Genomic DNA, 22,907 nt, shown 5'->3' on the forward strand with positions numbered 1-22,907 from the left:
GGTTAGCTGTTCACCCGGCCGAGGTAGTCACTGGTGCGGGTGTCGACCTTGATCTTCTCACCGGTGGTGATGAAGAGCGGCACGTTGATCTGGTGACCGGTCTCCAGGATGGCGGGCTTGGTGCCACCGGTGGAGCGGTCGCCCTGGACGCCCGGCTCGGTCTCCTGGATGACGAGCTCGACGGCGGCGGGCAGCTCCACGAAGAGCACCTCGCCCTCGTGCTGCGCGACGGTGGCGGTGAAGCCCTCGATCAGGAAGTTGGCGGCGTCGCCGACGGCCTTGCGGTCGACCATCAGCTGGTCGTAGGTCTCCATGTCCATGAAGACGAAGTACTCGCCGTCCATGTACGAGAACTGCATGTCGCGCTTGTCAATCGTGGCCGTCTCGACCTTGACGCCGGCGTTGAACGTCTTGTCGACGACCTTGCCGGAAAGCACGTTCTTCAGCTTGGTGCGCACGAAGGCCGGGCCCTTGCCGGGCTTGACGTGCTGGAACTCGACGACGGACCACAGCTGGCCTCCGTCGAGCTTGAGCACCAGGCCGTTCTTGAGGTCGTTCGTGGAAGCCACGGTTGCGGAATCTCCTGGACTGACGTGGACGACCCCGGCGCACGCGCGGGCTAAAGCGCGAGCAGCTCCTTGGTCGTGATGGTGAGTAGCTCTGGGCCGCCGTCCGCCTCGGGGCGGACGACGAGCGTGTCATCGATCCGGACACCGCCCCGGCCCGGGAGGTGGACCCCCGGTTCGACGGTGACCGGCACGCAAGCGTCCAGTTTACCCATGGCCGCGGGGGCCAGCTGCGGGTCCTCGTCGATTTCGAGTCCCACACCGTGCCCCGTCAGGCCCGGAAGGCCCTCCGCGTACCCCGCCGAGTCCAGGACCTGGCGGGCCGCGCGGTCCACGTCACGGTAGGAGGCGCCGGGTGCCAGGCTCTCCCGGCCGGCTCGCTGAGCGGCGAAGACGAGGTCGTACAACTCGATCTGCCAGTCCGCGGGAGACGTACCGATGACGAAGGTACGGCCGATCTCGCAACGGTAGCCGCGATAGGTCGCGCCGAGGCAGACGGAGAGGAAGTCTCCCTCCTCGACCCGGCGGTCGGTGGGGCGGTGGCCGCGTCTGCCGGAGTTGGGGCCGGTGCCGACGGAGGTCGCGAAGGCGGGGCCGTCGGCGCCGTGGTCGACCAGGCGGCGCTCCAGTTCGAGGGCGAGATGACGTTCGGTGCGGCCGACGAGGATGGACTCGAGCAGCTCGCCGAGGGCCTGGTCGGCGATCTCGGCGCCGATCCTGAGGCAGGAGATCTCCTCCTCGTCCTTCACCACGCGCAGCTGTTCGACCGCGCCGCCCAGGTCGGCCAGGCGCAGCCGGGGCACGACCGAGCGGATGGCCCGGTGCCGGTCGACGGTCAGGTGGTGCTCCTCGACCGCGAGGCAGTCGCCGCCCTGCGCGGCGGCGAGGTCGGCCGCCGCGACGGCGGGATCACCGCCGGGGCCCGGCAGCCGCTGCACGCGCAGCGCCTCGTCGGGCCGGCCTTCGGCGGGGCGGTCCTCCGGCGGGCCGGGGCAGACGAGCAGGTCCTCGGTCCTGCCCAGCAGCAGGACGGCGCCGTACGGGGCGGTGCCTGCGAGGTAGCGGACGTTGGCCGGGCGGGAGACGAGTGCTGCCGCACCACCGGCCGCGTGACAGCGCTCCCGGAGCCGGTTTCGGCGTGCTGCGTACACCTCTGACATGACACGAGCGTAGGAGCTTCGCAGTTCGGGCGCCGGTCGAGAGAGGCCGAGTGGGGCAGCGGCCGCTCCTACCGGTCGCCTACCACTTCGGCGGGCTCGCTATCGAACGTGCCAGTACGTCGTCCAGGATCTGTGCCGTCTGGGGTACGTCCAGCTGGGAGTTGTCGATGATGGGGAGCCCGGAACCGTACCAGCCCGCCATGCGGCCGTGGATGCGGGCGACCTCCTCGTCGGGAAGGCGGCGGTTGCCGGAGCGTTCGGCGTTGCGCTCCAGGACGATCTCCAGGCCCGGAAGGAGGACCACCGGCAGCAGGCCGGGCCCGACGTGGCGCTTCCAGCCTCCGAGGCCCACGACCGGGCGGTCGGGGAAGACCGCGTCGTCGAGGATGCAGGAGATGCCGTTGGCCAGGAAGTTGCGGGCGGCGAAGCCGCAGGTGCGGCGGGCGAGGCGGTACTGGGCCTCGGAGTGGTCGTTCCACCCGGACTGCGGGTCGGCGAAGCCCGAGCGGACCCACTCGCGGACGTCGTCGAGGCTGATGTGGGCGGTGGGGACCCGGCGGTGGTCCGCCCAGTACTTGGCGACGCTCGTCTTGCCGGCACCGGCCGGGCCGATGAGCAGGACGGCCAGGGTCGTGCCGGCCGGATCGGGGGCGTTGGCCGTGGCGGGCGGCGCGCTCGGCATGGCGAACTGACCGCCTGGCGGCAGCGGCACATGGCCGGTGGTCTCCGGCGCGGGCGGAGCCGGGGCGTGCGGGGGTGCCGGCGGGACCGGCGCCGAGGGCGCTTGCGTGAAGCCCGGCGCGGGCGGTGGCGGCACGGGGGCGGACCCCTGCTGTGCGCCCGGGTGGTGCGGACCCGGGTGGTGTGCGGCCGGTGACCAGCCGTCGGCCGGTCCGTGCCCCGGCTGGTGGGGCGGCGGCAGCGGAGAACCCACTGCGTGCTGCATCCGGTGCCACTCCGTCTCGTTCTGTTGGGCTCGGTTCACCTCCGGGGCGCTGCGGCCGGTCTCGCGGGCCCGGCCGCGCTCAGCCCCCTGGGGCCTGCGCGCGCTCGCTCCCTCGACACCGGCGCCCCTTCGGCTCAACTCGCCGCAGGCGATGGGCGCTGACCACGGGACCAGCCCGCAACCGAACGGTACCGCCCCCGGTCGTTGTTTGGTGAAACGGCCGGGGGCGGCCCGAAGTGCCCGGAAGCGCAGGTGAATCGGGGCGGAAGGGGTGGCCGGGGACCTACTGGCCCACTTCGCCGTACGCGGCGAGGAGGACGGCCGGGTCGGGGCCCTCCAGGACGGTCGGCTTGGCCAGACCGTCCAGGACGATGAAGCGCAACAGGTTGCCCCGGGACTTCTTGTCGACCTTCATGGTCTCCAGCAGCTTGGGCCACTGGTCGTAGCGGTAGTGCAGCGGCAGGCCCACGGACTCGAGGACCGTGCGGTGGCGGTCCGCCGTGGCGTCGTCCAACCGGCCCGCGAGACGGCCGAGTTCGGCGGCGAAGTGCATGCCGACCGAGACCGCGGCACCGTGGCGCCACTGGTAGCGCTCGTTCTTCTCGATGGCGTGCGCGAGCGTGTGGCCGTAGTTGAGGATCTCCCTGAGGCCCGACTCCTTCAGGTCCGAGGAGACGACCTCGGCCTTGACGCGGATGGACCGCTCGATGAGCTCCGAGGTGTGCGGGCCCGCCGGGGTGCGCGCGGCCTCGGGGTCGGACTCGATGAGCTCCAGGATCGCCGGGTCCGCGATGAAGCCGGCCTTGATGATCTCGGCGAGCCCGGAGACGTAGTCGTTGACCGGGAGGGAGTCCAGCGCGGCCAGGTCACACAGCACGCCGGCCGGCGGGTGGAAGGCGCCGACGAGGTTCTTGCCCTCGGCGGTGTTGATGCCGGTCTTGCCGCCGACGGCCGCGTCCACCATGGCCAGCACCGTGGTCGGGACGGCGATCCAGCGCACCCCGCGCAGCCAGGTCGCGGCCACGAACCCGGCGAGGTCGGTGGTCGCGCCGCCGCCGACACCGACGACGACGTCGGTGCGGGTGAACCCGGACTGGCCGAGCGCCTTCCAGCAGTAGGCGGCGACCTCGGCGGTCTTGGCCTCCTCCGCGTTCGGCACCTGGATGGCGACGACCTCGTAGCCCTGCTCGGCGAGGTCGGCGCGGAGCGCGTCGCCGGTCTCGGCCAGCGCCTCGGGGTGCACGATCGCGACCCGCTGCGCCTTGTCGCCGATCAACGCGCCGAGTTCGCCCAGGAGTTGCCGGCCGACCAGGACCTCGTAGGGCTCGCTGCCCGCGGTGCCGCCGATCTGGATCCGGGTGACTGCCTCGCTCATGCTTCCTTCAACTCCAAAGCGTCCAGGGCGGCTTGGGTGACCTCTTCGGGCGTACGGCCGTCCGTGGACACGACGGCCGTGGCGATGCCCTCGTACAGGTGCCGCCGCGCCTCCATCAGCTCGCGCCACTGCTTGCGCGGGTTGACCGCGAGCAGCGGCCTGGCGGCGTTGAGGCCCGTGCGCTTGACGGCCTCCTCGACGTCCATGGAGAGGTAGACGACACGCTGCCCGGCGAGCAGCGCCCGCGTGTCCTCGTCCAGGATCGCCCCGCCGCCGAGCGCCAGGATGCCGTCGTGCTCGGCGAGCGCCCGGTGCACCGCCCGCTTCTCAATCGCGCGGAAGGCCGGTTCGCCCTCGTCCACGAAGATCTCGGCGATGCTCCGGTCCTGTTCGGCGACGATGTCGTCGTCGGTGTCCCGGTAGCCGACGCCGAGCCGCTCCGCGAGCAGCCGGCCGACGGTGGACTTGCCGACTCCCATCGGGCCCACCAGGACGACCAGGGGCGCAGCGCTCATCGGACCGGGAGGTTGTCGAGGTACGACCGCACGTTGCGGTGGGTCTCGGCCACGCTGTCGCCGCCGAACTTCTCCGCGACGGCGTCCGCGAGGACCAGCGCGACCATCGCCTCCGCGACGATGCCGGCGGCCGGCACCGCGCACACGTCGGAGCGCTGGTGGTGGGCCTGCGCGGGCTCACCGGTGGCCACGTCGACCGTCTGCAGCGCCCGCGGCACGGTCGCGATCGGCTTCATCGCGGCCCGCACCCGCAGCAGCTCACCGGTGGTCAGGCCGCCCTCGGTGCCGCCGGAGCGGCCGGTGGCCCGCTTGATGCCCTCGTCGGTGGCGAGGATCTCGTCGTGCGCCTTGGAGCCGGGCACGCGCGCGAGGTCGAAGCCGTCGCCGACCTCGACACCCTTGATCGCCTGGATGCCCATGAGGGCGGCGGCCAGCCGGGCGTCCAGACGCCGGTCCCAGTGCACGTGCGAGCCGAGGCCCACGGGCACGCCGTACGCCAGCACCTCCACCACGCCACCGAGGGTGTCGCCGTCCTTGTGGGCCTGGTCGATCTCCGCGACCATCGCCTTCGAGGCGTCCGCGTCCAGGCAGCGCACCGGGTCGGCGTCCAGCTTCTCGACGTCCGAGGGCTTGGGGTAGACGCCGTAGGGCGCCTTGGCGGCCGCCAGCTCGACGACGTGCGAGACGATCTCGATGCCGGCCGTCTCCTTGAGGTACGACCGGGCCACCGCGCCGAGCGCGACCCGGGCCGCCGTCTCCCGGGCGGAGGCGCGCTCCAGGATCGGCCGTGCCTCGTCGAAGCCGTACTTCTGCATGCCCGCGAGGTCGGCGTGGCCGGGGCGGGGGCGGGTCAGCGGGGCGTTGCGGGCGAGGCCCGCGAGGATCTCGGGGTCGATGGGGTCGGCCGCCATGACCTGCTCCCACTTCGGCCACTCGGTGTTGCCCACCATGACCGCGACCGGGGAGCCCAGGGTGAGGCCGTGCCGCACACCGCCGATGAACGTGACCTCGTCACGCTCGAACTTCATCCGGGCGCCGCGTCCATAGCCGAGCCGGCGCCGGGCCAGGTGGTCCGCCACCATCTCCGTGGTGATCGGCACGCCGGCGGGAAGGCCCTCCAGCGTCGCGACGAGTGCGGGGCCGTGGGACTCCCCCGCGGTCAGCCAGCGCAACCTGCTCAACGGTGCTCCTCCATGCTCGCGCCCTGGTACTGCCCTTCGTACGCGCTTCCACGCGTACGGTGACGGCCCGACCAGGTGCGCGGCCCTGGCCCGCCACCCACGATCCTCCCACGTCCGGGCGCGGGAACCGGCCGCCGGTCCACTGGGCGGACGGGACGGGGCCGGGGCGGGTGCGGCCGGTGGGTCCTAACGGGCCGCTAGCGCGTGCTCGCCCGCCTTACGCATGGCGTCCAGCGGGGCCGGGGCGCGGCCCGTCATCTGCTCCACCTGGAGGACCGCCTGGTGCACCAGCAGGTCGAGGCCGCTGACGACGGCCCCGCCGTACGCGGACCAGCGGGCCGCGAGAGTGGTCGGCCAGGGGTGGTAGAGCACGTCGAAGAGGGTGGCGGGCCGTTCCGGCAGGGCCGAGGCCAGCGCGTCGGTCGCACCGGCGGGGGTGGTGGCCACGACGAGCGGGGCACGCAGGGCCTGCGCGGCGTCCGACCAGTCCGCGGTGCGGACCTCGACGTCCAGCCGCTCCCCCCACTGCCGCATCTCGGCGGCGCGGGCCTCGCTGCGGACGTAGGCGACGACCTCGCCGGTGCAGATCCGGGCGAGCGCTGCGAGCGCGGAGGAGGCGGTGGCGCCGGCGCCGAGGATGGCGGCCGAGTCGACCTGTTCGATGCCGTGTTCGCGCAGGGCCGCGACCATACCGGGGATGTCGGTGTTGTCGCCGACGCGGCGGCCGTCCTCGGTGCACACGACCGTGTTGACGGCGTCGACCGAGGCCGCCGTCTCGCTGATCTCGTCCAGCAGCGGGATGACGGCCCGCTTCAGCGGCATCGTCAGCGACAGCCCGGCCCACTCCGGCCCGAGCTCGGCGAAGAAGCCGGGCAGGGCCGCCTCGTCGAGTTCGAACCGGTCGTACGACCACTGGGCGAGTCCCAGCTCCTCGTACGCGGCGCGGTGCAGCACCGGCGAGAGGGAGTGGGCGATGGGCTTGCCGAGCACCGCGGCCCGGCGGGCGTCAGCTGCCCGAACTCTCATTGAACTTGTCCTTGAGCTTCTCGAATTGCGCATAGGTCTTCGCGAATTCGGTCTTGTTCACACCGTCGGTCGCCACGAAGTAGAGCCAGCCGTCGTCGGTCGGTTTCAGCGCCGCCTTCAGCGCGTCGTCACCGGGGTTTCCGATCGGACCGGGCGGCAGGCCCTTCTGGGTGTACGTGTTGTACGCGTCCTGGTTGCTGTTGATCTCCGACTCGCTGATGTTGATGTTGGACTCGTTCTTCAGGTAATTGAAGGTCGAGTCGAACTGCAGCAGCTGGTTGGTCTCGGTGTTGGAGGACTTGAGGCGGTTGTAGACCACCTCGGCCATCTTGCGGAAGTCGTCGGGGGTCTTGCCCTCGGCCTGGACCAGGCTCGCGACCGTGATGACCTGCAGCGGGCTGTCCAGGTCCAGCGCCTTGGCCTTGGCGTCGAGGTCGTACTCGCCGTACTTCTTCGCGGCCTGGGTCACCATCTCCTTGAGGACCGTCTCGGGCTTCATGCCCTTGGCGGCGGGATAGGTGCCCGGGTAGAGGAAGCCCTCCAGCGGGTCCTTGATCTCCTCGTTGTCGTTCGCCCAGCTCGGAAGTCCGAGGCTCTCGTATTTCTTCTCGGCGACCTTCCGGGTGGTGCCGGACGACAAATCGAGCTGCTCGTCGATCGTCTTGTAGACGCTGAGGTTGCGCTCACCCGGACGGACCAGCACATTGTTCTGGCTCTTGGGGTCGAGCATCATCTCGACGGCACTCGCGGCCGACATCTCCTTCTTCAGGAGATAGGCGCCCGCCTGGATCGTCTTCCCCTTGGCGTTCTGCTCCTGCGCGGAGACGAAGGCGTCGACGCTCTTGACGACTCCGGCGTCCTTCAGCCGGCGGCCGATCTCGTAGCCGCCCGCCCCCTTGGGGATCTCGATGGTCACCGTGGTGTTCGTGCCGTCGCCGGCGTAGTCCGGAGCCGAGCCGAAACGATCCTTGTAGAACTGGTAGCCGAAGTAGCCGACTCCGCCCAGTCCGCCACCGAACACCAGCAGGACCACCAGACAGGCGCAGCCGCTGCGGCGCTTCTTGGGCTTGCCGCCGCGGCCCTTCCGGTCGCCGCGTCCGCCGCGGCCGCCGGCCTCGTCGTCGCCGTCCTCGTCATCGTCGCCGCCCGCGAAGAAGGCGTGTTCGCCCTGGTCGGGGCCGGGATCCCAGTCGGTGCGCGGGGTGGCTTCGGGTTCGGGTCCAGGTTCGGGTTCGGCGCGCCGGCGGGCGGGCGGCTCCGGCGGTGGATAGGCGTCCGGGGTGCCGTAGTAGTCGGGCTGCTGGGCGCCGTAGGCCATCGCCTGCTGTCCGTACGGGTCCGACGGGTCGGTGTACGGGACGTTCGGGTGCGTGCCCGTGGCCCAGCCGTTGTTGTCGTACTGCTGCTGGGGCTGGGCGTACTGCTGCTGGTCGTACTGCTGACCGTACTGCTGGTCATACTGCTGCTGGTCATACTGCTGCTGGTCGTACTGCCCCTGCTCGCCGTACTGCTGCTGCTCGCCGTACTGCTGCTGGTAGTGCTGCTGCGCCTGACCGTAGTCGGCCTGCCGGCCGTCGCCCCAGCCTCCGTTGTCGTACTGCGGCTGCTGCGACTGCTGCGACTGCTCTGGATAGTGCTGTGGCTGGCCGCCGTAGGGGGACTGCCGGCCCGTGTGGGCCTGCTGTCCGCCCCATCCGCCGTCCCCGTACAACGGGTCCTCCGGATGCCACGGTTCGGAGCCTTCGCCCCGGCCATACTCAGTCATCGATCCCCTAGAGCCGCGAGGGGACCGGTCGAGCGCCTTTCGGCTCTGCTCCCGTTCCGCCTCTCTTTGTGCGGTGGCTGTTCGAACACCTCCGCATCGCGCGGAACGTTACCGTATCGCGATCAGACAACCACTTCGACGCCCTCGCCGGGTGCTTTACCTGACACCCGTTCGGATTCCAGCGCCTGTTGAAGGATGATCACGGCCGCTGCCTGGTCGATGACCGATCTGCCCTTTTTCGACTTCACACCCGAGGCGCGCAGTCCCTGACTGGCCGTCACCGTGGTCATCCGCTCGTCCACGAGCCGGACCGGGACGGGGGCGATGCTCCGGGCGAGCTCCTGGGCGAAGCCGCGGACCTTGACCGCGGCCGGGCCCTCGCCGCCCTTGAGCGAGCGGGGAAGGCCGACGACGACCTCGATCGGTTCGTACTCCTCGACCAGTTGCCGCAACCGGCGATGAGCTGCGGGAACGTCCCGGCCGGGGACCGTCTCCACCGGGGTGGCCAGGATGCCGTCGGGGTCACAGGAGGCGACCCCGATCCGGGCGTCCCCGACGTCGATCGCGAGCCGACGGCCGCGGCGCATGCCCCGGCCGTCGCCACTCGTCTGAACTTCTGCGCTCACTTGGCCGTTTCCGCCACGAGCCGCTCGACGGCGTCGACGGCCTCGCCGACGGCGGCCGGGTTCTGGCCGCCGCCCTGGGCGACGTCCGGCTTGCCGCCACCGCCGCCACCGAGGGTCTTGGCGGCCGTACGGACCAGGTCGCCGGCCTTGAGGCCGCGCTCGCGGGCGGCCTCGTTGGTGGCGATGACCGTGAGCGGCTTGCCGTTGCTGACCGTGAAGAGGGCGACCACGGCGGCCCGGCCGCCCTGGATCCGGCCGCGCACGTCGAGGACCAGCTTGCGCAGGTCGTCGGCGGTCGTGCCGTCCGGGACCTGACCGGTGACCAAGGCGACACCGCGGACGTCCTTGGCCGACTCGGCGAGACCGGCGGCGGCCTGGAGCACCTTCTCGGCGCGGAACTTCTCGATCTCCTTCTCGGCGTCCTTCAGCTTGCCGAGCATGGCGGAGACCTTCTCCGGAAGCTCCTCCGGGCGGCCCTTGATCAGCTCCTGGAGCTGGGCGACGACCGTGTGTTCCCGGGCGAGGAAGTTGTAGGCGTCCACGCCGACCAGGGCCTCGATACGACGGACCCCCGAGCCGATCGAGGACTCGCCGAGCAGCTTCACCAGGCCCAGCTGGGCGGTGTTGTGGACGTGCGTGCCGCCGCACAGCTCCTTGGAGAAGTCGCCGATGGTGACCACGCGGACGCGCTCGCCGTACTTCTCGCCGAACTCGGCGATGGCGCCCTGCTTCTTGGCCTCGTCGATGCCCATGACGTCGGCACGGACGTCCAGGTCACGGGCGAGCACCTCGTTGATCTTCTGCTCGACGTCCGTCATCACGGCCGTGGGCACGGCGGACGGGGAACCGAAGTCGAAGCGGAAGCGGCCGGGCTGGTTCTCGGAACCGGCCTGGGCGGCCGTCGGGCCGAGGGCGTCGCGCAGCGCCTGGTGGGTGAGGTGGGTGGCCGAGTGGGCGCGGGCGATGGCCGTGCGGCGGCGGGCGTCGATCGAGGCCTGGGCCTTGGAGCCGACGGTGACCTCGCCGACCTGGACGACGCCCTTGTGGACGTACACGCCCGGGACCGGCTTCTGGCAGTCGCGGATCTCGATGACGGCACCGGAGTCGACCTTGATGCGGCCGGTGTCGCCGATCTGGCCGCCGCCCTCGGCGTAGAAGGGAGTGCGGTCGAGGACGATCTCGACCTCGTCGCCCTCGGTGGCCGCCGGGGAGGAGGCACCGTCGACCAGGATGCCGACGATCGTCGACTCGCTCTCGGTGTCCGAGTAGCCGATGAAGTCGGTGGCACCGGCCTTGTCGGCGATCTCGCGGTAGGCGCCGGCTCCGGCGTGACCGGTCTTCTTGGCCTGGGCGTCGGCCTTGGCGCGCTCCCGCTGCTCCTTCATCAGGCGGCGGAAGCCGTCCTCGTCCACGGAGAGGCCCTGCTCGGCGGCCATCTCCAGGGTGAGGTCGATCGGGAAGCCCCAGGTGTCGTGGAGCAGGAAGGCCTTGTCGCCGGACAGGACCTTGCCACCGGCCTGCTTGGTCTCGGTGACGGCGGTGTCGAGGATGTTCGTGCCGCCCTTGAGGGCCTTGAGGAACGCGTTCTCCTCGGCGACGGCGACCTTCTCGATCCGCTCGCGGTCGGTGACGAGCTCGGGGTACTGCTGCCCCATCATCTCGATGACCGTGTCGATCAGGTCCTTGACGACCGGACCGGTGGCGCCGAGCAGACGCATGTTGCGGATGGCGCGGCGCATGATGCGACGCAGGACGTAGCCGCGGCCCTCGTTTCCGGGGGTGACGCCGTCGCCGATGAGCATGACCGAGGTCCGCATGTGGTCGGTGACCACGCGCAGGGAGACGTCCGAGTCGTGGGCGTCGCCGTACTCGACACCGGTCAGCTCGGTGGCCTTCCTGATGACGGCCATGGAGGTGTCGATCTCGTACATGTTCTGCACGCCCTGCAGAATCATGGCGAGCCGCTCCATGCCGAGGCCCGTGTCGATGTTCTTGCTGGGCAGTTCGCCGAGGATCTCGAAGTTGTCCTTGCCGATGCCCTCGCCGCGCTCGTACTGCATGAAGACGAGGTTCCAGATCTCCACGTACCGCTCGTCGTTGACGGCGGGGCCGCCCTCGACACCGAACTCCGGGCCGCGGTCGTAGTTGATCTCGGAACAGGGGCCGCACGGGCCGGGAACGCCCATGGACCAGTAGTTGTCCTTCATACCGAGGCGCTGGATGCGCTCCTTGGGCACGCCGACGATCTCGTGCCAGATGCGCTCGGCCTCGTCGTCGTCCTTGTAGACGGTGATCCACAGACGCTCGGGGTCGAGGCCGTAACCGCCCTTGTCCTGGGGCTCGGTGAGCAGCTCCCAGGCGTGCTTGATGGCGCCTTCCTTGAAGTAGTCGCCGAAGGAGAAGTTCCCGCACATCTGGAAGAAGGTGCCGTGGCGGGTGGTCTTGCCGACCTCCTCGATGTCCGGCGTGCGGACGCACTTCTGCACGCTGGTGGCACGGCTGAACGGCGGCTTGACCTCACCCAGGAAGTAGGGCTTGAAGGGCACCATGCCGGCGGGGACCAGGAGCAGAGTCGGGTCGTCCGCGATGAGCGACGCCGAAGGGACGACGGTGTGCCCGCGCTCCTCGAAGAAGCTCAACCAGCGGCGACGAATCTCGGCCGACTCCATCAGTGGTCCTCATTCCGGTTGTGCGAGTACGTCGTCCGGTCGCCGGTGACGTACTTCGGGTTGTTGCGGTTCTCGATGGCGGCGTACCGCCGGGGTGCGGGGAGTTCCTGGTCGACGGAGGCGTTCAGCCCGAGCGCGTCGCCCAGTTCCTCCTCCCGCTGGGCCATGTTGTCGCGGACGTCCAGCGCGAAGCCCACCGCGCGGTCCTTGATGCGGTGACCTGCCTCGAGTGCCTTGTTCGCCGCGGTCGCGGCGAGGCTCTCGGGAGTCAGCTGCCTCAGCTTGCGGTTGACCTTGGTGGTGGCCCAGACACCGGCGGCGACGCCCGTGGTGAACCAGAAGGTACGGCGGAACATCGCTGGCTCTCAGTCCTTCTTCCGCTTGTCCCGCCGAGAGACCGTGCGGCCCACGATCACGGTTCGCCGGGGGGCCTTGGCGGGCACGTCGTCCTTGCGGCCACCGAGGGCACGGCGCACGCCGTAGCCGAAGGCGGCGACCTTGACCAGGGGGCCGCCGAAGGTGGAGGCGACGGTGGTCGACAGCGCGGAGGCGTTCGACGTGACCTCCTGGACGTCCGACGCGATCGCGTCCACCCGGTCGATCTGGGTCTGTGCGGAGCGCACCGCCGAGGAGGCGTCGGCCAGCAGCGGGACGGCCTGGTCGGTCACGTCCGCCACGAGCTTGGTGGTCGCCCTGAGCGTCTGGGCCAGCCTCGCCAGTGCGACGGCGAGGAAGGAGACCAGGATCGCCCAGAAGACGGCCACCAGGATCCCGGCCACCTCTCCACCGGACACTGTGTGCACCCGCTCCCTGAAACGTGCCTGCATATCGAAAAAGTCGTACGCCGAGCCTATCGCGCCGGGGGTCCGGCTCCGAACCGGATTACCGCCCGCGCGTAGCCGAGTTGCGCGGAGCGATAGTACGAAGTGAATACGGTCGAGCACGCTCCGTGCCCCACGCGCGCTACTCGGCCCGGCCGTGCCCGGTGAACGGCGTTCTGCCCCTGGAACTCGACGCTTTCGTGGGCGGCGCGGCCGAACTCGCCGGTCCGGTGGGGCACTCGGCTGCGGCGAGCCGCTGCGCCGGGTGCGGGGTGCCGGGTTCCGCGTACCGGACCCCAGGGTGCCGACGGGGACGTGGCGGTCGCCCTGCGCCCGGACATGCACGAACCCGCCGCCTCGCCCACCGGAAAGGGCGGGGAGACGGCGGGCTGCGAGGTGGTGCTACAGCCTGCTGGTGATCAGCGGGCGTAGTACTCGACGACGAGCTGCTCGTCGCAGATCACCGGGATCTCCTTGCGGTTCGGCTCACGGTCCAGGCGGAACGCCAGGGCCTTGAGGTTCACCTGGAGGTAGCGCGGGGTCTCGCCCTCGGGGGCGAAGCCGCCCTCGCGGGAGATCGAGAAGAGGGTCTTCTCGCGGCTGCGCTCGCGGACCATCACGACGTCGTCGGGACGGACACGGAAGGACGGCTTGTCGACCTTCTGGCCGTTGACCTCGATGTGGCCGTGGACGACCATCTGGCGGGCCTGGTAGATCGTGCGGGCGATGCCCGAACGCAGGACCAGCGCGTCGAGACGACGCTCCAGCTCGATGATCAGGGCCTCACCGGTCTTGCCCTGGACCTTGGAGGCACGCTCGTAGGCGCGGACGAGCTGACGCTCGGACACGTCGTACTGCGCGCGCAGACGCTGCTTCTCCAGCAGACGGACCTTGTAGTCCGAGTTCTGCTTGCGGCCACGACCGTGCTCACCCGGCGGGTAGGGGCGGGCCTCGAAGTACTTGACGGCCTTCGGGGTCAGCGCGATGCCGAGGGCACGCGACTTCTTGACCTTGGGGCGGGACTGGTTCGCCACTGTCTGTCTCTTTCCTAGTTTTCCGGCTTGTCAGAGTTGAGGGAGGTCGCATCCGCAGCCGGGGAAACCCGCCGGTTCCGCAGGGAACCTGTCGGGCAGCCGCTCCCCTGGTCTGGGCACATACGTGCAGCACGCGAGTGGCCCACCGACCGTCCCGGAACCTCGGGTGGTGGTGGGCTGCCCGCGACACCGATCGACGGTGCGCGACGCTCCTGGAGTCGGTCCACGAGGGACCGGTGCTCCGGCTGGTTGTCCCGTTCTGACTGCACGGGACTCAGCACTGCGGGCGATTCTACAGGGTGCTCAGGACCGCTTTCGACCGAGGCGCTTCCTGGTCCACTCGACCGCGTCGGCGTAGCGCGCCTCGGCGCCGTGCCGGGTCGGGGTGTAGTACTCGCGCTCGTGGATCTCGTCCGGGGCGTACTGCTGGGAGGCGATGCCCTCCGGCAGGTCGTGCGGATACACGTACCCCTGCGCGTGACCGAGCTTGGCGGCCCCCTTGTAGTGCCCGTCACGCAGATGCGCGGGCACCGGCCCGGCCAGTCCCTTGCGTACGTCGTCCAGGGCGGCGCCGATCGCGGTGGTCGCGGCGTTGGACTTGGGGGCCAGGGCGAGGGCGATGGTGGCGTGGCTGAGGGTGAGGGCGGCCTCGGGGAAACCGATCATGGCGACGGCCTGGGCGGCGGCGACCGCGATCGGCAGGGCGTTCGGATCGGCGAGGCCGATGTCCTCGCTGGCGGAGATCATCAGGCGCCGGGCGATGAAACGGGGGTCCTCGCCCGCCTCGATCATGCGGGCCAGGTAGTGCAGGGCGGCGTCGACGTCGGAGCCGCGGATCGACTTGATCAGGGCGCTGGCCACGTCGTAGTGCTGGTCGCCGTCGCGGTCGTACTTCACGGCCGCCCGGTCGACGGTCTCCTCCAGCGTCTGGAGGCCGAGCTCCGTCTCGCCCTTGTCGAGGGCGGCTCCGACGGCGGCCTCCAGAGCGGTCAGGGCGCGGCGGGCGTCGCCGCCGGCGATGCGCAGCAGGTGGTTCTCGGTGTCCTCGGGGAGGGTGACGGCTCTCCTGAGACCACGCTCGTCGGTCAGCGCGCGCCGGACGAGACCGCGCAGGTCGTCGTCGGTGAGGGGTTCGAGGGTGAGCAGGAGGGAGCGGGACAGCAGCGGGGAGATCACCGAGAAGTACGGGTTCTCGGTGGTCGCGGCGATCAGGGTCACCCAGCGGTTCTCGACGGCCGGGAGCAGGGAGTCCTGCTGGGCCTTGCTGAAGCGGTGGATCTCGTCGAGGAAGAGGACGGTCTCCTTGCCGAATCCGCCGGTGGCGCGACGGGCGCCGTCGATGACCGCGCGGACCTCCTTGACGCCGGCGGTGATCGCCGAGAGCTCCACGAAGCGCTTGTTGGTGGCCTTGGAGACGACGTACGCCAGGGTGGTCTTGCCGGTGCCGGGTGGGCCCCAGAGGATCACCGACGAGGGTCCGGCGGGGCCGCCCGAGCCCTCGCCGACGAGTCTGCGCAGCGGGGAGCCCGGCTTCAGCAGGTGCTGCTGGCCCACCACCTCGTCGAGGGTGCGCGGGCGCATCCGAACCGCCAGGGGGCTGCTGGACGGGTCCTTCTCCTGGCGTTCTTCTGCTGCGGCGGTGAACAGGTCGGGCTCCACACGAAAACCCTATGTCACCGCACTGACAATCCGGCCGGGGCCGCCTGACGGCCCGGGGCCCGGGGCCGTCAGCTGGTCCAGAAGTCCCACCAGCGGGTGAGGATCAGCATGCCGATGATGCCGATGTGCAGGACCGGCATGACCCAGGTGAACTCGCCGAAGAAGCTCTTCAGCCAGCGCGGGGCGGGCAGCAGGTCGTTGCGGACGTTGAACGACGTCACGTACCAGAACATCAGGATCGTGGCGACCCAGGCCAGGGAGCACCACAGGCACAGCGCGTTGATCCGGTACAGGGACTGGAACTGCAGCCAGGTGCAGAACGCCACACCGAAGAGCGTGCCGAAGTTGAAGGTGAGCCAGTACCAGCGCGGGAAGCGGGCCCGGGCGAGCAGGCTCATGCCGACGCCGATGACGATGCCGTAGGCGACGAGGCCGAGCATCGGGTTCGGGAAGCCGAAGGCGGAGGCCTGGTCGCTCTCCATGACGCTGCCGCAGGAGACGACGGGGTTCAGGCTGCAGCCGGGTGTGAAGGACGTGCCCTCGACCTTGGCCTCGAGCAGCTTGAACTTGTCGATCGTGATGACCCACGCGGCGAGCAGACCCGCCGCACCGGTGATCACCAACAGCAGTGCGAACGCCCGGCTGCCGCCCACCGTCCGCGGCGCTGCCTCGGCGCGCTCCGGCTCGGGTTCGGTGGAGACGTCTTTGACCGTCGTCTTGCTCATCACGCCGATTCCGTCACTTGAGAGTTGGACCTTCCCCGGACAGGGGTCATTGTGCCGTACGCACCCGCCTGTCCACCGTTCGGTGGACATAAGCAAGGACACCTGGTCGTCCCTGAGCGTTCGATTCCGGACGAGCCTGTTCGACATGACAACACACGCGAACGAACTCGCGGTGGTCGTACGGGGGCTGCGCAAGCGGTACGGCGACGTGACCGCGGTCGACGGCGTCGACCTCGGTATCCGCAGGGGCGAGGTGTTCGGCCTGCTGGGACCCAACGGGGCGGGCAAGAGCACGACGGTGGAGATCCTCCAGGGCAACCGGGCCCGGGACGCGGGCGAGGTTTCCGTGCTGGGGGCGGATCCGGCACACGGCACGCGCGCGTGGCGCTCACGTGTCGGAATCGTCTGGCAGGACGAATCCGCGCCCGCGGAGTTGACGGTCCGCGAGACCGTACGGCATTTCGCCCGGTACTACCCGAGGCCGCGGGACCCGGAGGAGGTGATCCATCTGGTCGGTCTGGAGGCCAAGGCGGGCAGCCGGATCAAGGCGCTCTCCGGTGGCCAGCGCCGGAGGCTCGACGTGGCGCTCGGCGTGATCGGCTGCCCCGAGCTGCTGCTCCTGGACGAGCCGACGACCGGTTTCGACCCGGCGGCCCGCCGCCGGTTCTGGGATCTCATCCGCAAGCTGTCCGCCGAGGGCACGACCATCGTGCTGACCACGCACTACCTGGAGGAGGCGGAGGCGCTCGCCGACCGGCTGGCGGTCGTCGCCAGGGGGCGGGTCGTCGCCGAGGGGGAACCGGCCGGCCTGCGGGAGCGGTACGGCACGGGCGCCACCGTCGCCTGGACCGAGCCGGACGGCACCGGGCGCACGGCGCACACCGACGAGCCGACCAGGGCGGTCGCGGAGCTCATGCGCCGCTTCGACGGCGAGATCCCGGGGCTGCGGGTGACCCGCCCCACGCTGGAGGACGTCTACCTCCGGCTGACCGGACAGGAGGACGCGCGATGACCACGACCGGCGTACGGCCCCGGTCGGACGCCCTCGCCGACCGGTTGCCCGGTGCCTGGGGCATCGGCCTGGAGCGGGGCGTGCTGGAGCTCAGGCAGTTCTTCCGGCAGCGCGACCAGGTGGTGTTCACCTTCGCCTTCCCGGTGGTGTTCCTGTTCCTGTTCGCGTCGATCTTCCGCGACGACGTGCGGGGCGCGGGCATCAACGCCTCGCAGCTGTACGTCCCGGCGATGATGGCCGCCGGCATCATGTCGACGAGTTTCCAGTCCCTCGGCATCTCGATCGCGATCGAGCGGGACGAGAAGGTGTTGCGCCGGCTGCGCGGGACGCCGATGCCGCCGGCGTCGTACTTCCTCGGCAAGATCTGGCTGGTTCTGGTCAGCGGCCTGCTGGAGACGGCGATCCTGCTGCTCGTCGGCACCACCTTCTACGACATCGACCTTCCGTCGAGCGCGGGACGCTGGTTCGCCTTCGCCTGGATCTTCGTCCTCGGGCTGACGGCGTGTGCGTTGCTCGGCATCGCGGTCAGCTCACTGCCGAAGACCGGCAAGAGCGCGAGCTCGGTGGTCGTCCTGCCGTTCCTGGTGCTGCAGTTCATCTCCGGGGTGTACATCGCGATCGACACCATCCCCGACTGGATGCTGAACATCGGCGCGCTGTTCCCGCTGAAGTGGATGTGCCAGGGTCTGCGCGGGGTGTTCCTGCCGGAGTCAGCGCAGGTACTGGAACAGGCCGGTGACTGGGAGTTCGGGCGGATCGCCCTGGTGCTCACGGCGTGGTGCGTCGGAGGATTGCTGCTGTGTCTGCTGACCTTCCGGTGGAAGAACCGGCGCGAGGGGTGACGGGTCCCGAGCCGGACGACGTCGTCGGCGCCTACAGCTGGGCGCGGTCGTTCCGGATCTGGGACACGTACTTCGCGCTCATCTGGCTGGCCACGCTGGTGTTCGTGCTCGGCACGGACAACCCGGGGTGGCCGGTCCGCCTCACCGCGGCGGCGCTGCTCGTCCCGCTGATCCCTCTGTTCGTGTGGGTGGGCCGGCCCATCCTGCGAGGCGATCCGCCCGAGGAACGGCAGGCGCTCGGCTACCTGGTGGCGGCCATGGCGCTGTTCCTGCCGTCGGCGATCCTGGTGGGCGAGACCCGGTTGATGACGTTCGCGCTGGTCCCCCAGTGCTTCATGTCGCTGCGGATACGGCGGGCGCTGCTGGCGGTGGCGGTCATCAATCTCGCGCCGGTCGTCGGCTGGGCCGTGCTGTGGTGGCCGAGCGACCAGGACGTCTTCTTCAACGGGCTGTTCGCCGTGGTCACCCTCGTCTTCTCGGTCGCCGTCGGTACCTGGGTGATCCGGATCATCGAGCAGAGCCAGGAGCGGGCCGAGCTGATCGCGGAACTGGACGCGAGCCGTCACGAGGTCTCCCGGCTGTCGGCCGCGCACGGCGCCCTCGCCGAGCGGGAGCGGATGGCCCGGGAGATCCACGACACGTTCGCGCAGGGCTTCACCAGCCTGCTGATGCTGATCCAGGCCGTCGAGGCCGAGCTCGACCACGACGTGCCCGAGGCCCGTCGGCATCTGGCCCTGATGGACGAGACGGCCCGCCTGAACCTCGCCGAGGCCCGTGCCCTGGTCGCCGGGGGCGCGCCCGCCGACCTGGACGGCGCCTCCCTGCCGGACGCGTTGCGCAGACTGGCCGCCCGCCACGAGGCGGCGCTGGAGGTCACCGGCCCGGTACGCCCGCTGCCCGCCGGTGCGGAGGTGGTGGCCCTGCGCGCCTGCCAGGAGGCGCTGGCGAACACCCGTAAGCACGCGGGAGGTTCGGCAGCGGTCGGCATCACCGTGCGGTACGGCGACGACACGCTCACCGTGTCCGTACGTGACGACGGGCGCGGCTTCGATCCGGCAGCCGCCGGCGCCGGCGGCTACGGTCTGGCGGGGATGCGGGCCCGGGTCACCGAGGTAGGCGGGACGGCCCGGGTGCGCAGTGCCCCCGGTGACGGCACGACGGTGACCGTCCACCTGCCCGTTCCGTGCCCGAGGAGTTCATCGTGATCCGGATCATCCTGGCCGACGACCATCCCGTCGTACGGGAGGGACTGCGGGCGATGCTGAGCGCGGAAGCGGACCTGGAGGTGGTCGCCGACGCGTCGAGCGGGCCGCAGGCGGAGGCGCTGGCCGCCGAGTTGCGGCCCGACATCGTGCTGATGGACCTGCGGATGCCGGGGGGCGGTGGCGTGGACTCCATCGTGCGGATGACCGAGTCCGGGCTGTCGTGCCGGGTGATCGTCCTGACGACGTACGAGACGGACCGGGACATCCTGCGGGCGGTGGAGGCGGGAGCGGCGGGCTACCTGCTGAAGGACCTGCCGCGCGGCGAACTGGCGGAGGCGGTACGGGCCGCGGCGCGGGGCGAGACCGTGCTGGCGCCGTCGGTGGCCGCGCGGCTGGTGGACCAGCTGCGGACGAGGCCGGAACGCCCACGGCTCTCGGAGCGCGAGACGGCGGTTCTGCGGCTGGTGGCGGAGGGCTGCACCAACGCGGAGATCGGCCGCCGGCTGTTCATCGGGGAGTCGACCGTGAAGACCCATCTGCTGCGGGCCTTCGGCAAGTTGGGGGTGGACGACCGGACGGCGGCGGTGACGAGCGCGATGCGCCACGGCCTGCTCGACCAGTGACCCGGGCGCCGGGTGCCCTGAAAGGCCTCCGGCGCCTGGGTCGTCCCGGGGGGGGAACCCCCTAGCCCAGCCTCGCCTCGAGCTCCGCCACGATCTCGTTGACGCCGACGGCCGTCTGCTCCCCGGACTCCATGTCCTTGAGCTGGACGACGCCCTCGGCGAGGTCCCGCTCGCCGGCGACGATCGTGTAGCGGGCGCCGCTGCGGTTGGCGTTCTTCATGGCGCCCTTGAGTCCCTTGGCGCCGTAGGAGAAGTCCGCCGCGATCCCCACCTTGCGCAGCTCGGTGACCTTCGCGAACAGGATCCGCCGGGCCTCCTCGCCGAGCGGTACCGCGAACACGCTGGTGGTGGCGGGGAGTTCGAGCTCGACACCCTCCGCCTCCAGCGCCAGCACCGTGCGGTCGACGCCCAGCGCCCAGCCCACGGACGGCAGCGCGGGGCCGCCGATCATCTCGGACAGACCGTCGTAGCGGCCGCCGCCGCCCACCGCGGACTGGGAGCCCAGACCGTCGTGGACGAACTCGAAGGTCGTCCGGGTGTAGTAGTCCAGGCCGCGCACCAGCTTGGCGTCGTCCTCGAAGGCGACGCCCGCGGCCGTGATCAGCTCGCGCACCTCCTCGTGGTACGCCTTGCAGGCGTCGCAGAGGTAGTCGCGCAGGAGCGGGGCGTCGGTGAGCTGCTTCTGGACGTCGGGACGCTTGTCGTCCAGGACGCGCAGCGGGTTGATGTCCGCGCGGCGCAGCGTCTCCTCGTCGAGGTCCAGACCGCGCAGGAAGTCCTGCAGGGCGGCCCGGTAGACGGGGCGGCACTCCTTGTCGCCGAGGCTGTTCAGGAGGATGCGGAAGTTCCTGAGGCCCAGCGAGCGGTACGCCTGGTCGGCGAGGATGATCAGCTCGGCGTCCAGCGCCGGGTCCTCCGCGCCGATCGCCTCGGCGCCGACCTGGGAGAAGTGGCGGTAACGGCCCTTCTGAGGGCGCTCGTAGCGGTAGTACGAGCCGGAGTACCAGAGCTTCACCGGGAGGTTGCCCGCCTTGTGCAGGTTGGCCTCCAGGGCGGCGCGCAGGACGGACGCCGTGCCTTCGGGGCGCAGGGCCAGCCTGTCGCCGCCCTTGGTCTCGAAGGCGTACATCTCCTTGGTGACGATGTCGGTCGACTCACCGACACCGCGCGCGAACAGTTCGACGCTCTCGAATCCGGGCGTCTCGATGTAGCCGTAGCCGGAGTTGCGCAGGGGCGCGGCGATCGCCTCACGGACCGCCAGGTACCTGGCGCTGTCCGGCGGGATCAGGTCGTACGTGCCCTTGGGGGCCTTGAAGGTGCTCACGGAAGGTCTCGTCACATTCCTCGTCGGGGAGGGGTGTCCACACCCGTTCCCTGGCCGGCGGCCACCTGCCGCAGATACGGGTTGGTGGCGCGCTCCTGGCCGATGGTCGTCTGGGAGCCGTGGCCCGACAGCACCACGGTCGAGTCGTCGAGCGGCAGGCACACGCGGGCCAGCGAGTCGAGCATCTCGGCCATGTCACCGCCGGGCAGGTCGGTGCGTCCGATGGAGCCGGCGAAGAGCAGATCCCCGGAGAAGAAGACCGACGGGATGTCGGTCGTCTCGGGCATCTGGAAGGTCACCGACCCCTTGGTATGGCCCGGCGCGTGCGCGACGGAGAACTCCAGTCCCGCCAGCCCCAGCTTCGCGCCGTCGGTCAGCTCCCTGACGTCGTCAGGTTCCCCCACGGTCAGTTCACCCAGGAGAGGCATGCCGATGGAACGGCCGAGCGCCTTCTCCGGGTCCGCCATCATGTAGCGGTCCTCGGGGTGGATCCAGGCCGGCACGTCGTGTGCGCCGCACACCGGGACGACCGAGGCCACGTGGTCGAGGTGGCCGTGCGTCAGGACGACGGCGACGGGCTTGAGCCGATGCTTCCTCAGCGCTTCCTCGACTCCCTCGGCGGCCTGGTGGCCGGGGTCGATGATCACGCACTCCTCACCGGCGGCGGGGGCGACGAGATAACAGTTCGTCCCCCAGGCCCCGGCGGGGAACCCGGCAATGAGCACGATCGTCCTTCGTTTGTGTCGATACGGGTGGGCTGCTCGGCGACTGCGCCTGTGGTCAGAGCCTACCGGCGCTGCCGATTCCTCAGCGAACCCATATACGGTACGGGGCACACGCACGCGGTCGGCTCACTAGACGCACGCGTCCCAGTTGGCGTACGAGACGCATGAGGAGAGAACCCCGGTGGTCACCCAGGAACAGCGGAAGCGGCAGCTCGCGCGGGAGAAGTTCTTGCGGCAGCAGCAGCGGCGTACGGCCGCGCGGCGCAAGGCGCGCATGCGCAACTCGGTGATCGCGTCGGTACTCGGCGTGATCGTGATCGGCAGCGTGGCGCTGTACACGACCGGGGCCCTCAAGAACGACGACAAGACCAACGCGAGCGCCGAGACGACCCCGAGCGCGGAGCCGACCAGCAAGGCGCCGGACCCGTGCGAGAAGGCCGCCGCCGGCAAGGTCAAGACGGCGACCTGGAAGAAGGAGCCGGCGGTCACCATCGACAAGTCGGCGAAGTACACGCTGAAGCTGGCCACCACGTGCGGTGAGATAGACGTCGCGATGAAGACGTCGGCGGCTCCGCACACCGTGAACTCGTTCAACTTCCTCGCCGGCAAGGGCTACTTCGACCACACCAAGTGCCACCGGCTCACCACCAACGGCATCTACGTGCTGCAGTGCGGCGACCCCACGGGCTCCGGCAGCGGCGGTCCCGGCTACACGATCCCGGACGAGAACCTGAAGGACAAAAGCCTGAAGGGCAACATCTATCCGGCGGGCACGGTCGCGATGGCCAACACCGGCCAGGCCAACACCGGCGGCAGCCAGTTCTTCCTGGTCTACCAGGACAGCCAGTTGCCGCCCAGCTACACACCGTTCGGCACCATCTCGGAGGCCGGCATGAAGGTGATGAAGAAGATCGCCGCCGCCGGAGAGAGCACCGGAGCGGGCGACGGAGCGCCGAACGCGACGGTCGTGATCAACAAGGCGACGGTCACCAAATCCTGACCCCCAACTGCGAAATTTCGGTCGCGCGGGATGCGGACAGGCAACCCGCCGGTCGCCTATGTTGGCCGTGACGAAACTGTGGACGATGCTCGGGGGTGCTGAGGCCCC

General features: G+C 70.3%; 22 protein-coding genes. 5 read left to right on the forward strand and 17 right to left on the reverse strand.

The features are described from left to right. Positions 1-2 precede the first annotated feature (2 nt). From efp to AQJ84_RS25190, 15 genes are all read right to left on the reverse strand, one after another. On the reverse strand, positions 3-569 hold the full coding sequence (gene efp, locus AQJ84_RS25120) for an elongation factor P (protein WP_030038547.1): 567 nt from the start codon (positions 567-569) through the stop codon (positions 3-5). A 50-nt stretch (positions 570-619) separates the two neighbouring features. Then, the gene (locus AQJ84_RS25125) at positions 620-1,726 is read right to left on the reverse strand and encodes an aminopeptidase P family protein (protein WP_030038546.1); all 1,107 of its coding nucleotides are present in this window, start codon (positions 1,724-1,726) and stop codon (positions 620-622) included. A 79-nt stretch (positions 1,727-1,805) separates the two neighbouring features. After that, positions 1,806-2,672 carry a Pro-rich N-terminal domain-containing protein gene (locus AQJ84_RS25130; protein ID WP_030038545.1) on the reverse strand — a complete coding sequence of 289 codons (867 nt, stop codon included), beginning with the start codon at positions 2,670-2,672 and terminating at the stop codon, positions 1,806-1,808. Between the two features lie 283 nt (positions 2,673-2,955). Next, positions 2,956-4,047 (reverse strand): 3-dehydroquinate synthase, encoded by a 1,092-nt coding sequence (gene aroB / locus AQJ84_RS25135; protein ID WP_030038544.1) that lies wholly within the window; start codon positions 4,045-4,047, stop codon positions 2,956-2,958. Beyond that, positions 4,044-4,562, reverse strand: coding sequence for a shikimate kinase (locus tag AQJ84_RS25140; RefSeq protein ID WP_030038543.1), 519 nt, complete (start codon positions 4,560-4,562; stop codon positions 4,044-4,046). Before AQJ84_RS25140 ends, aroB begins: the two co-directional genes overlap by 4 nt. Further along, on the reverse strand, positions 4,559-5,743 hold the full coding sequence (aroC, locus tag AQJ84_RS25145; RefSeq protein WP_030038542.1) for a chorismate synthase: 1,185 nt from the start codon (positions 5,741-5,743) through the stop codon (positions 4,559-4,561). Before aroC ends, AQJ84_RS25140 begins: the two co-directional genes overlap by 4 nt. Positions 5,744-5,929: 186 nt before the next feature. Then, on the reverse strand, positions 5,930-6,769 hold the full coding sequence (locus AQJ84_RS25150) for a shikimate dehydrogenase (RefSeq protein ID WP_030038541.1): 840 nt from the start codon (positions 6,767-6,769) through the stop codon (positions 5,930-5,932). Next, positions 6,750-8,534 (reverse strand): endolytic transglycosylase MltG, encoded by a 1,785-nt coding sequence (gene mltG, locus AQJ84_RS25155; RefSeq protein WP_079022719.1) that lies wholly within the window; start codon positions 8,532-8,534, stop codon positions 6,750-6,752. Before mltG ends, AQJ84_RS25150 begins: the two co-directional genes overlap by 20 nt. A 122-nt stretch (positions 8,535-8,656) precedes the next feature. After that, entirely contained in the window at positions 8,657-9,121 is a 465-nt protein-coding gene (gene ruvX, locus AQJ84_RS25160; RefSeq protein ID WP_030038539.1) for a Holliday junction resolvase RuvX, read from the reverse strand. A 35-nt stretch (positions 9,122-9,156) separates the two neighbouring features. Further along, positions 9,157-11,829, reverse strand: a complete 2,673-nt coding sequence (gene alaS / locus AQJ84_RS25165) for an alanine--tRNA ligase (protein WP_053192384.1) — start codon at positions 11,827-11,829, stop codon at positions 9,157-9,159. Beyond that, the gene (locus AQJ84_RS25170; protein ID WP_030038538.1) at positions 11,829-12,185 is read right to left on the reverse strand and encodes a hypothetical protein; all 357 of its coding nucleotides are present in this window, start codon (positions 12,183-12,185) and stop codon (positions 11,829-11,831) included. The genes alaS and AQJ84_RS25170 overlap by 1 nt, the downstream gene beginning before the upstream one ends. Before the next feature lie 9 nt (positions 12,186-12,194). Next, positions 12,195-12,632: a DUF948 domain-containing protein gene (locus AQJ84_RS25175; RefSeq protein WP_030038537.1), complete on the reverse strand. Its 438-nt coding sequence runs from the start codon at positions 12,630-12,632 to the stop codon at positions 12,195-12,197. Positions 12,633-13,069: 437 nt separating this feature from the next. Continuing rightward, on the reverse strand, positions 13,070-13,684 hold the full coding sequence (gene rpsD, locus AQJ84_RS25180; RefSeq protein WP_030038536.1) for a 30S ribosomal protein S4: 615 nt from the start codon (positions 13,682-13,684) through the stop codon (positions 13,070-13,072). A gap of 303 nt (positions 13,685-13,987) precedes the next feature. Beyond that, positions 13,988-15,343, reverse strand: coding sequence for a replication-associated recombination protein A (locus AQJ84_RS25185; protein ID WP_030038535.1), 1,356 nt, complete (start codon positions 15,341-15,343; stop codon positions 13,988-13,990). 68 nt (positions 15,344-15,411) lie between these two features. Further along, on the reverse strand, positions 15,412-16,068 hold the full coding sequence (locus AQJ84_RS25190; RefSeq protein WP_030038534.1) for a vitamin K epoxide reductase family protein: 657 nt from the start codon (positions 16,066-16,068) through the stop codon (positions 15,412-15,414). Positions 16,069-16,213: 145 nt separating this feature from the next. Here AQJ84_RS25190 and AQJ84_RS25195 point away from each other — a divergent pair, with 145 nt between their 5' ends. Genes AQJ84_RS25195 through AQJ84_RS25210 form a run of 4 tightly spaced genes read left to right on the forward strand, consistent with a single transcriptional unit; the run spans position 16,214 to position 19,750 of the window. Further along, complete coding sequence (locus tag AQJ84_RS25195; protein WP_030038533.1) at positions 16,214-17,080, forward strand: ABC transporter ATP-binding protein; 867 nt, start codon at positions 16,214-16,216, stop codon at positions 17,078-17,080. After that, positions 17,077-17,922: an ABC transporter permease gene (locus tag AQJ84_RS25200; protein WP_030038532.1), complete on the forward strand. Its 846-nt coding sequence runs from the start codon at positions 17,077-17,079 to the stop codon at positions 17,920-17,922. The genes AQJ84_RS25195 and AQJ84_RS25200 overlap by 4 nt, the downstream gene beginning before the upstream one ends. Continuing rightward, complete coding sequence (locus AQJ84_RS25205) at positions 17,919-19,127, forward strand: sensor histidine kinase (protein WP_037802278.1); 1,209 nt, start codon at positions 17,919-17,921, stop codon at positions 19,125-19,127. The genes AQJ84_RS25200 and AQJ84_RS25205 overlap by 4 nt, the downstream gene beginning before the upstream one ends. Then, positions 19,124-19,750, forward strand: coding sequence for a response regulator (locus AQJ84_RS25210; RefSeq protein ID WP_030038530.1), 627 nt, complete (start codon positions 19,124-19,126; stop codon positions 19,748-19,750). Before AQJ84_RS25205 ends, AQJ84_RS25210 begins: the two co-directional genes overlap by 4 nt. Before the next feature lie 61 nt (positions 19,751-19,811). Here the strand turns inward: AQJ84_RS25210 and hisS are convergent, their stop codons facing one another. After that, positions 19,812-21,074: a histidine--tRNA ligase gene (gene hisS, locus AQJ84_RS25215; protein ID WP_030038529.1), complete on the reverse strand. Its 1,263-nt coding sequence runs from the start codon at positions 21,072-21,074 to the stop codon at positions 19,812-19,814. An 11-nt stretch (positions 21,075-21,085) separates the two neighbouring features. Continuing rightward, complete coding sequence (locus AQJ84_RS25220) at positions 21,086-21,799, reverse strand: MBL fold metallo-hydrolase (protein WP_053192382.1); 714 nt, start codon at positions 21,797-21,799, stop codon at positions 21,086-21,088. A 181-nt stretch (positions 21,800-21,980) separates the two neighbouring features. Between AQJ84_RS25220 and AQJ84_RS25225 the strand changes: the two genes are divergently transcribed. Next, positions 21,981-22,799, forward strand: coding sequence for a peptidylprolyl isomerase (locus AQJ84_RS25225; RefSeq protein WP_030038528.1), 819 nt, complete (start codon positions 21,981-21,983; stop codon positions 22,797-22,799). Positions 22,800-22,907: the final 108 nt, after the last annotated feature.

The organism is Streptomyces resistomycificus (genome assembly GCF_001514265.1).
Classification (GTDB): Bacteria; Actinomycetota; Actinomycetes; order Streptomycetales; family Streptomycetaceae; genus Streptomyces; species Streptomyces resistomycificus.

Bases quoted from the DNA above. Each gene is read 5' to 3' on its own strand.
- AQJ84_RS25150 (WP_030038541.1), bottom strand. From the start codon at position 6,769: ATGAGAGTTCGGGCAGCTGACGCCCGCCGGGCCGCGGTGCTCGGCAAG.
- AQJ84_RS25140 (WP_030038543.1), bottom strand. From the start codon at position 4,562: ATGAGCGCTGCGCCCCTGGTCGTCCTGGTGGGCCCGATGGGAGTCGGC.
- alaS (WP_053192384.1), bottom strand. From the start codon at position 11,829: ATGGAGTCGGCCGAGATTCGTCGCCGCTGGTTGAGCTTCTTCGAGGAG.
- mltG (WP_079022719.1), bottom strand. From the start codon at position 8,534: ATGACTGAGTATGGCCGGGGCGAAGGCTCCGAACCGTGGCATCCGGAG.
- AQJ84_RS25190 (WP_030038534.1), bottom strand. From the start codon at position 16,068: ATGAGCAAGACGACGGTCAAAGACGTCTCCACCGAACCCGAGCCGGAG.
- AQJ84_RS25195 (WP_030038533.1), top strand. From the start codon at position 16,214: ATGACAACACACGCGAACGAACTCGCGGTGGTCGTACGGGGGCTGCGC.
- aroB (WP_030038544.1), bottom strand. From the start codon at position 4,047: ATGAGCGAGGCAGTCACCCGGATCCAGATCGGCGGCACCGCGGGCAGC.
- AQJ84_RS25130 (WP_030038545.1), bottom strand. From the start codon at position 2,672: ATGCAGCACGCAGTGGGTTCTCCGCTGCCGCCGCCCCACCAGCCGGGG.
- ruvX (WP_030038539.1), bottom strand. From the start codon at position 9,121: ATGCGCCGCGGCCGTCGGCTCGCGATCGACGTCGGGGACGCCCGGATC.
- AQJ84_RS25170 (WP_030038538.1), bottom strand. From the start codon at position 12,185: ATGTTCCGCCGTACCTTCTGGTTCACCACGGGCGTCGCCGCCGGTGTC.
- AQJ84_RS25125 (WP_030038546.1), bottom strand. From the start codon at position 1,726: ATGTCAGAGGTGTACGCAGCACGCCGAAACCGGCTCCGGGAGCGCTGT.
- AQJ84_RS25200 (WP_030038532.1), top strand. From the start codon at position 17,077: ATGACCACGACCGGCGTACGGCCCCGGTCGGACGCCCTCGCCGACCGG.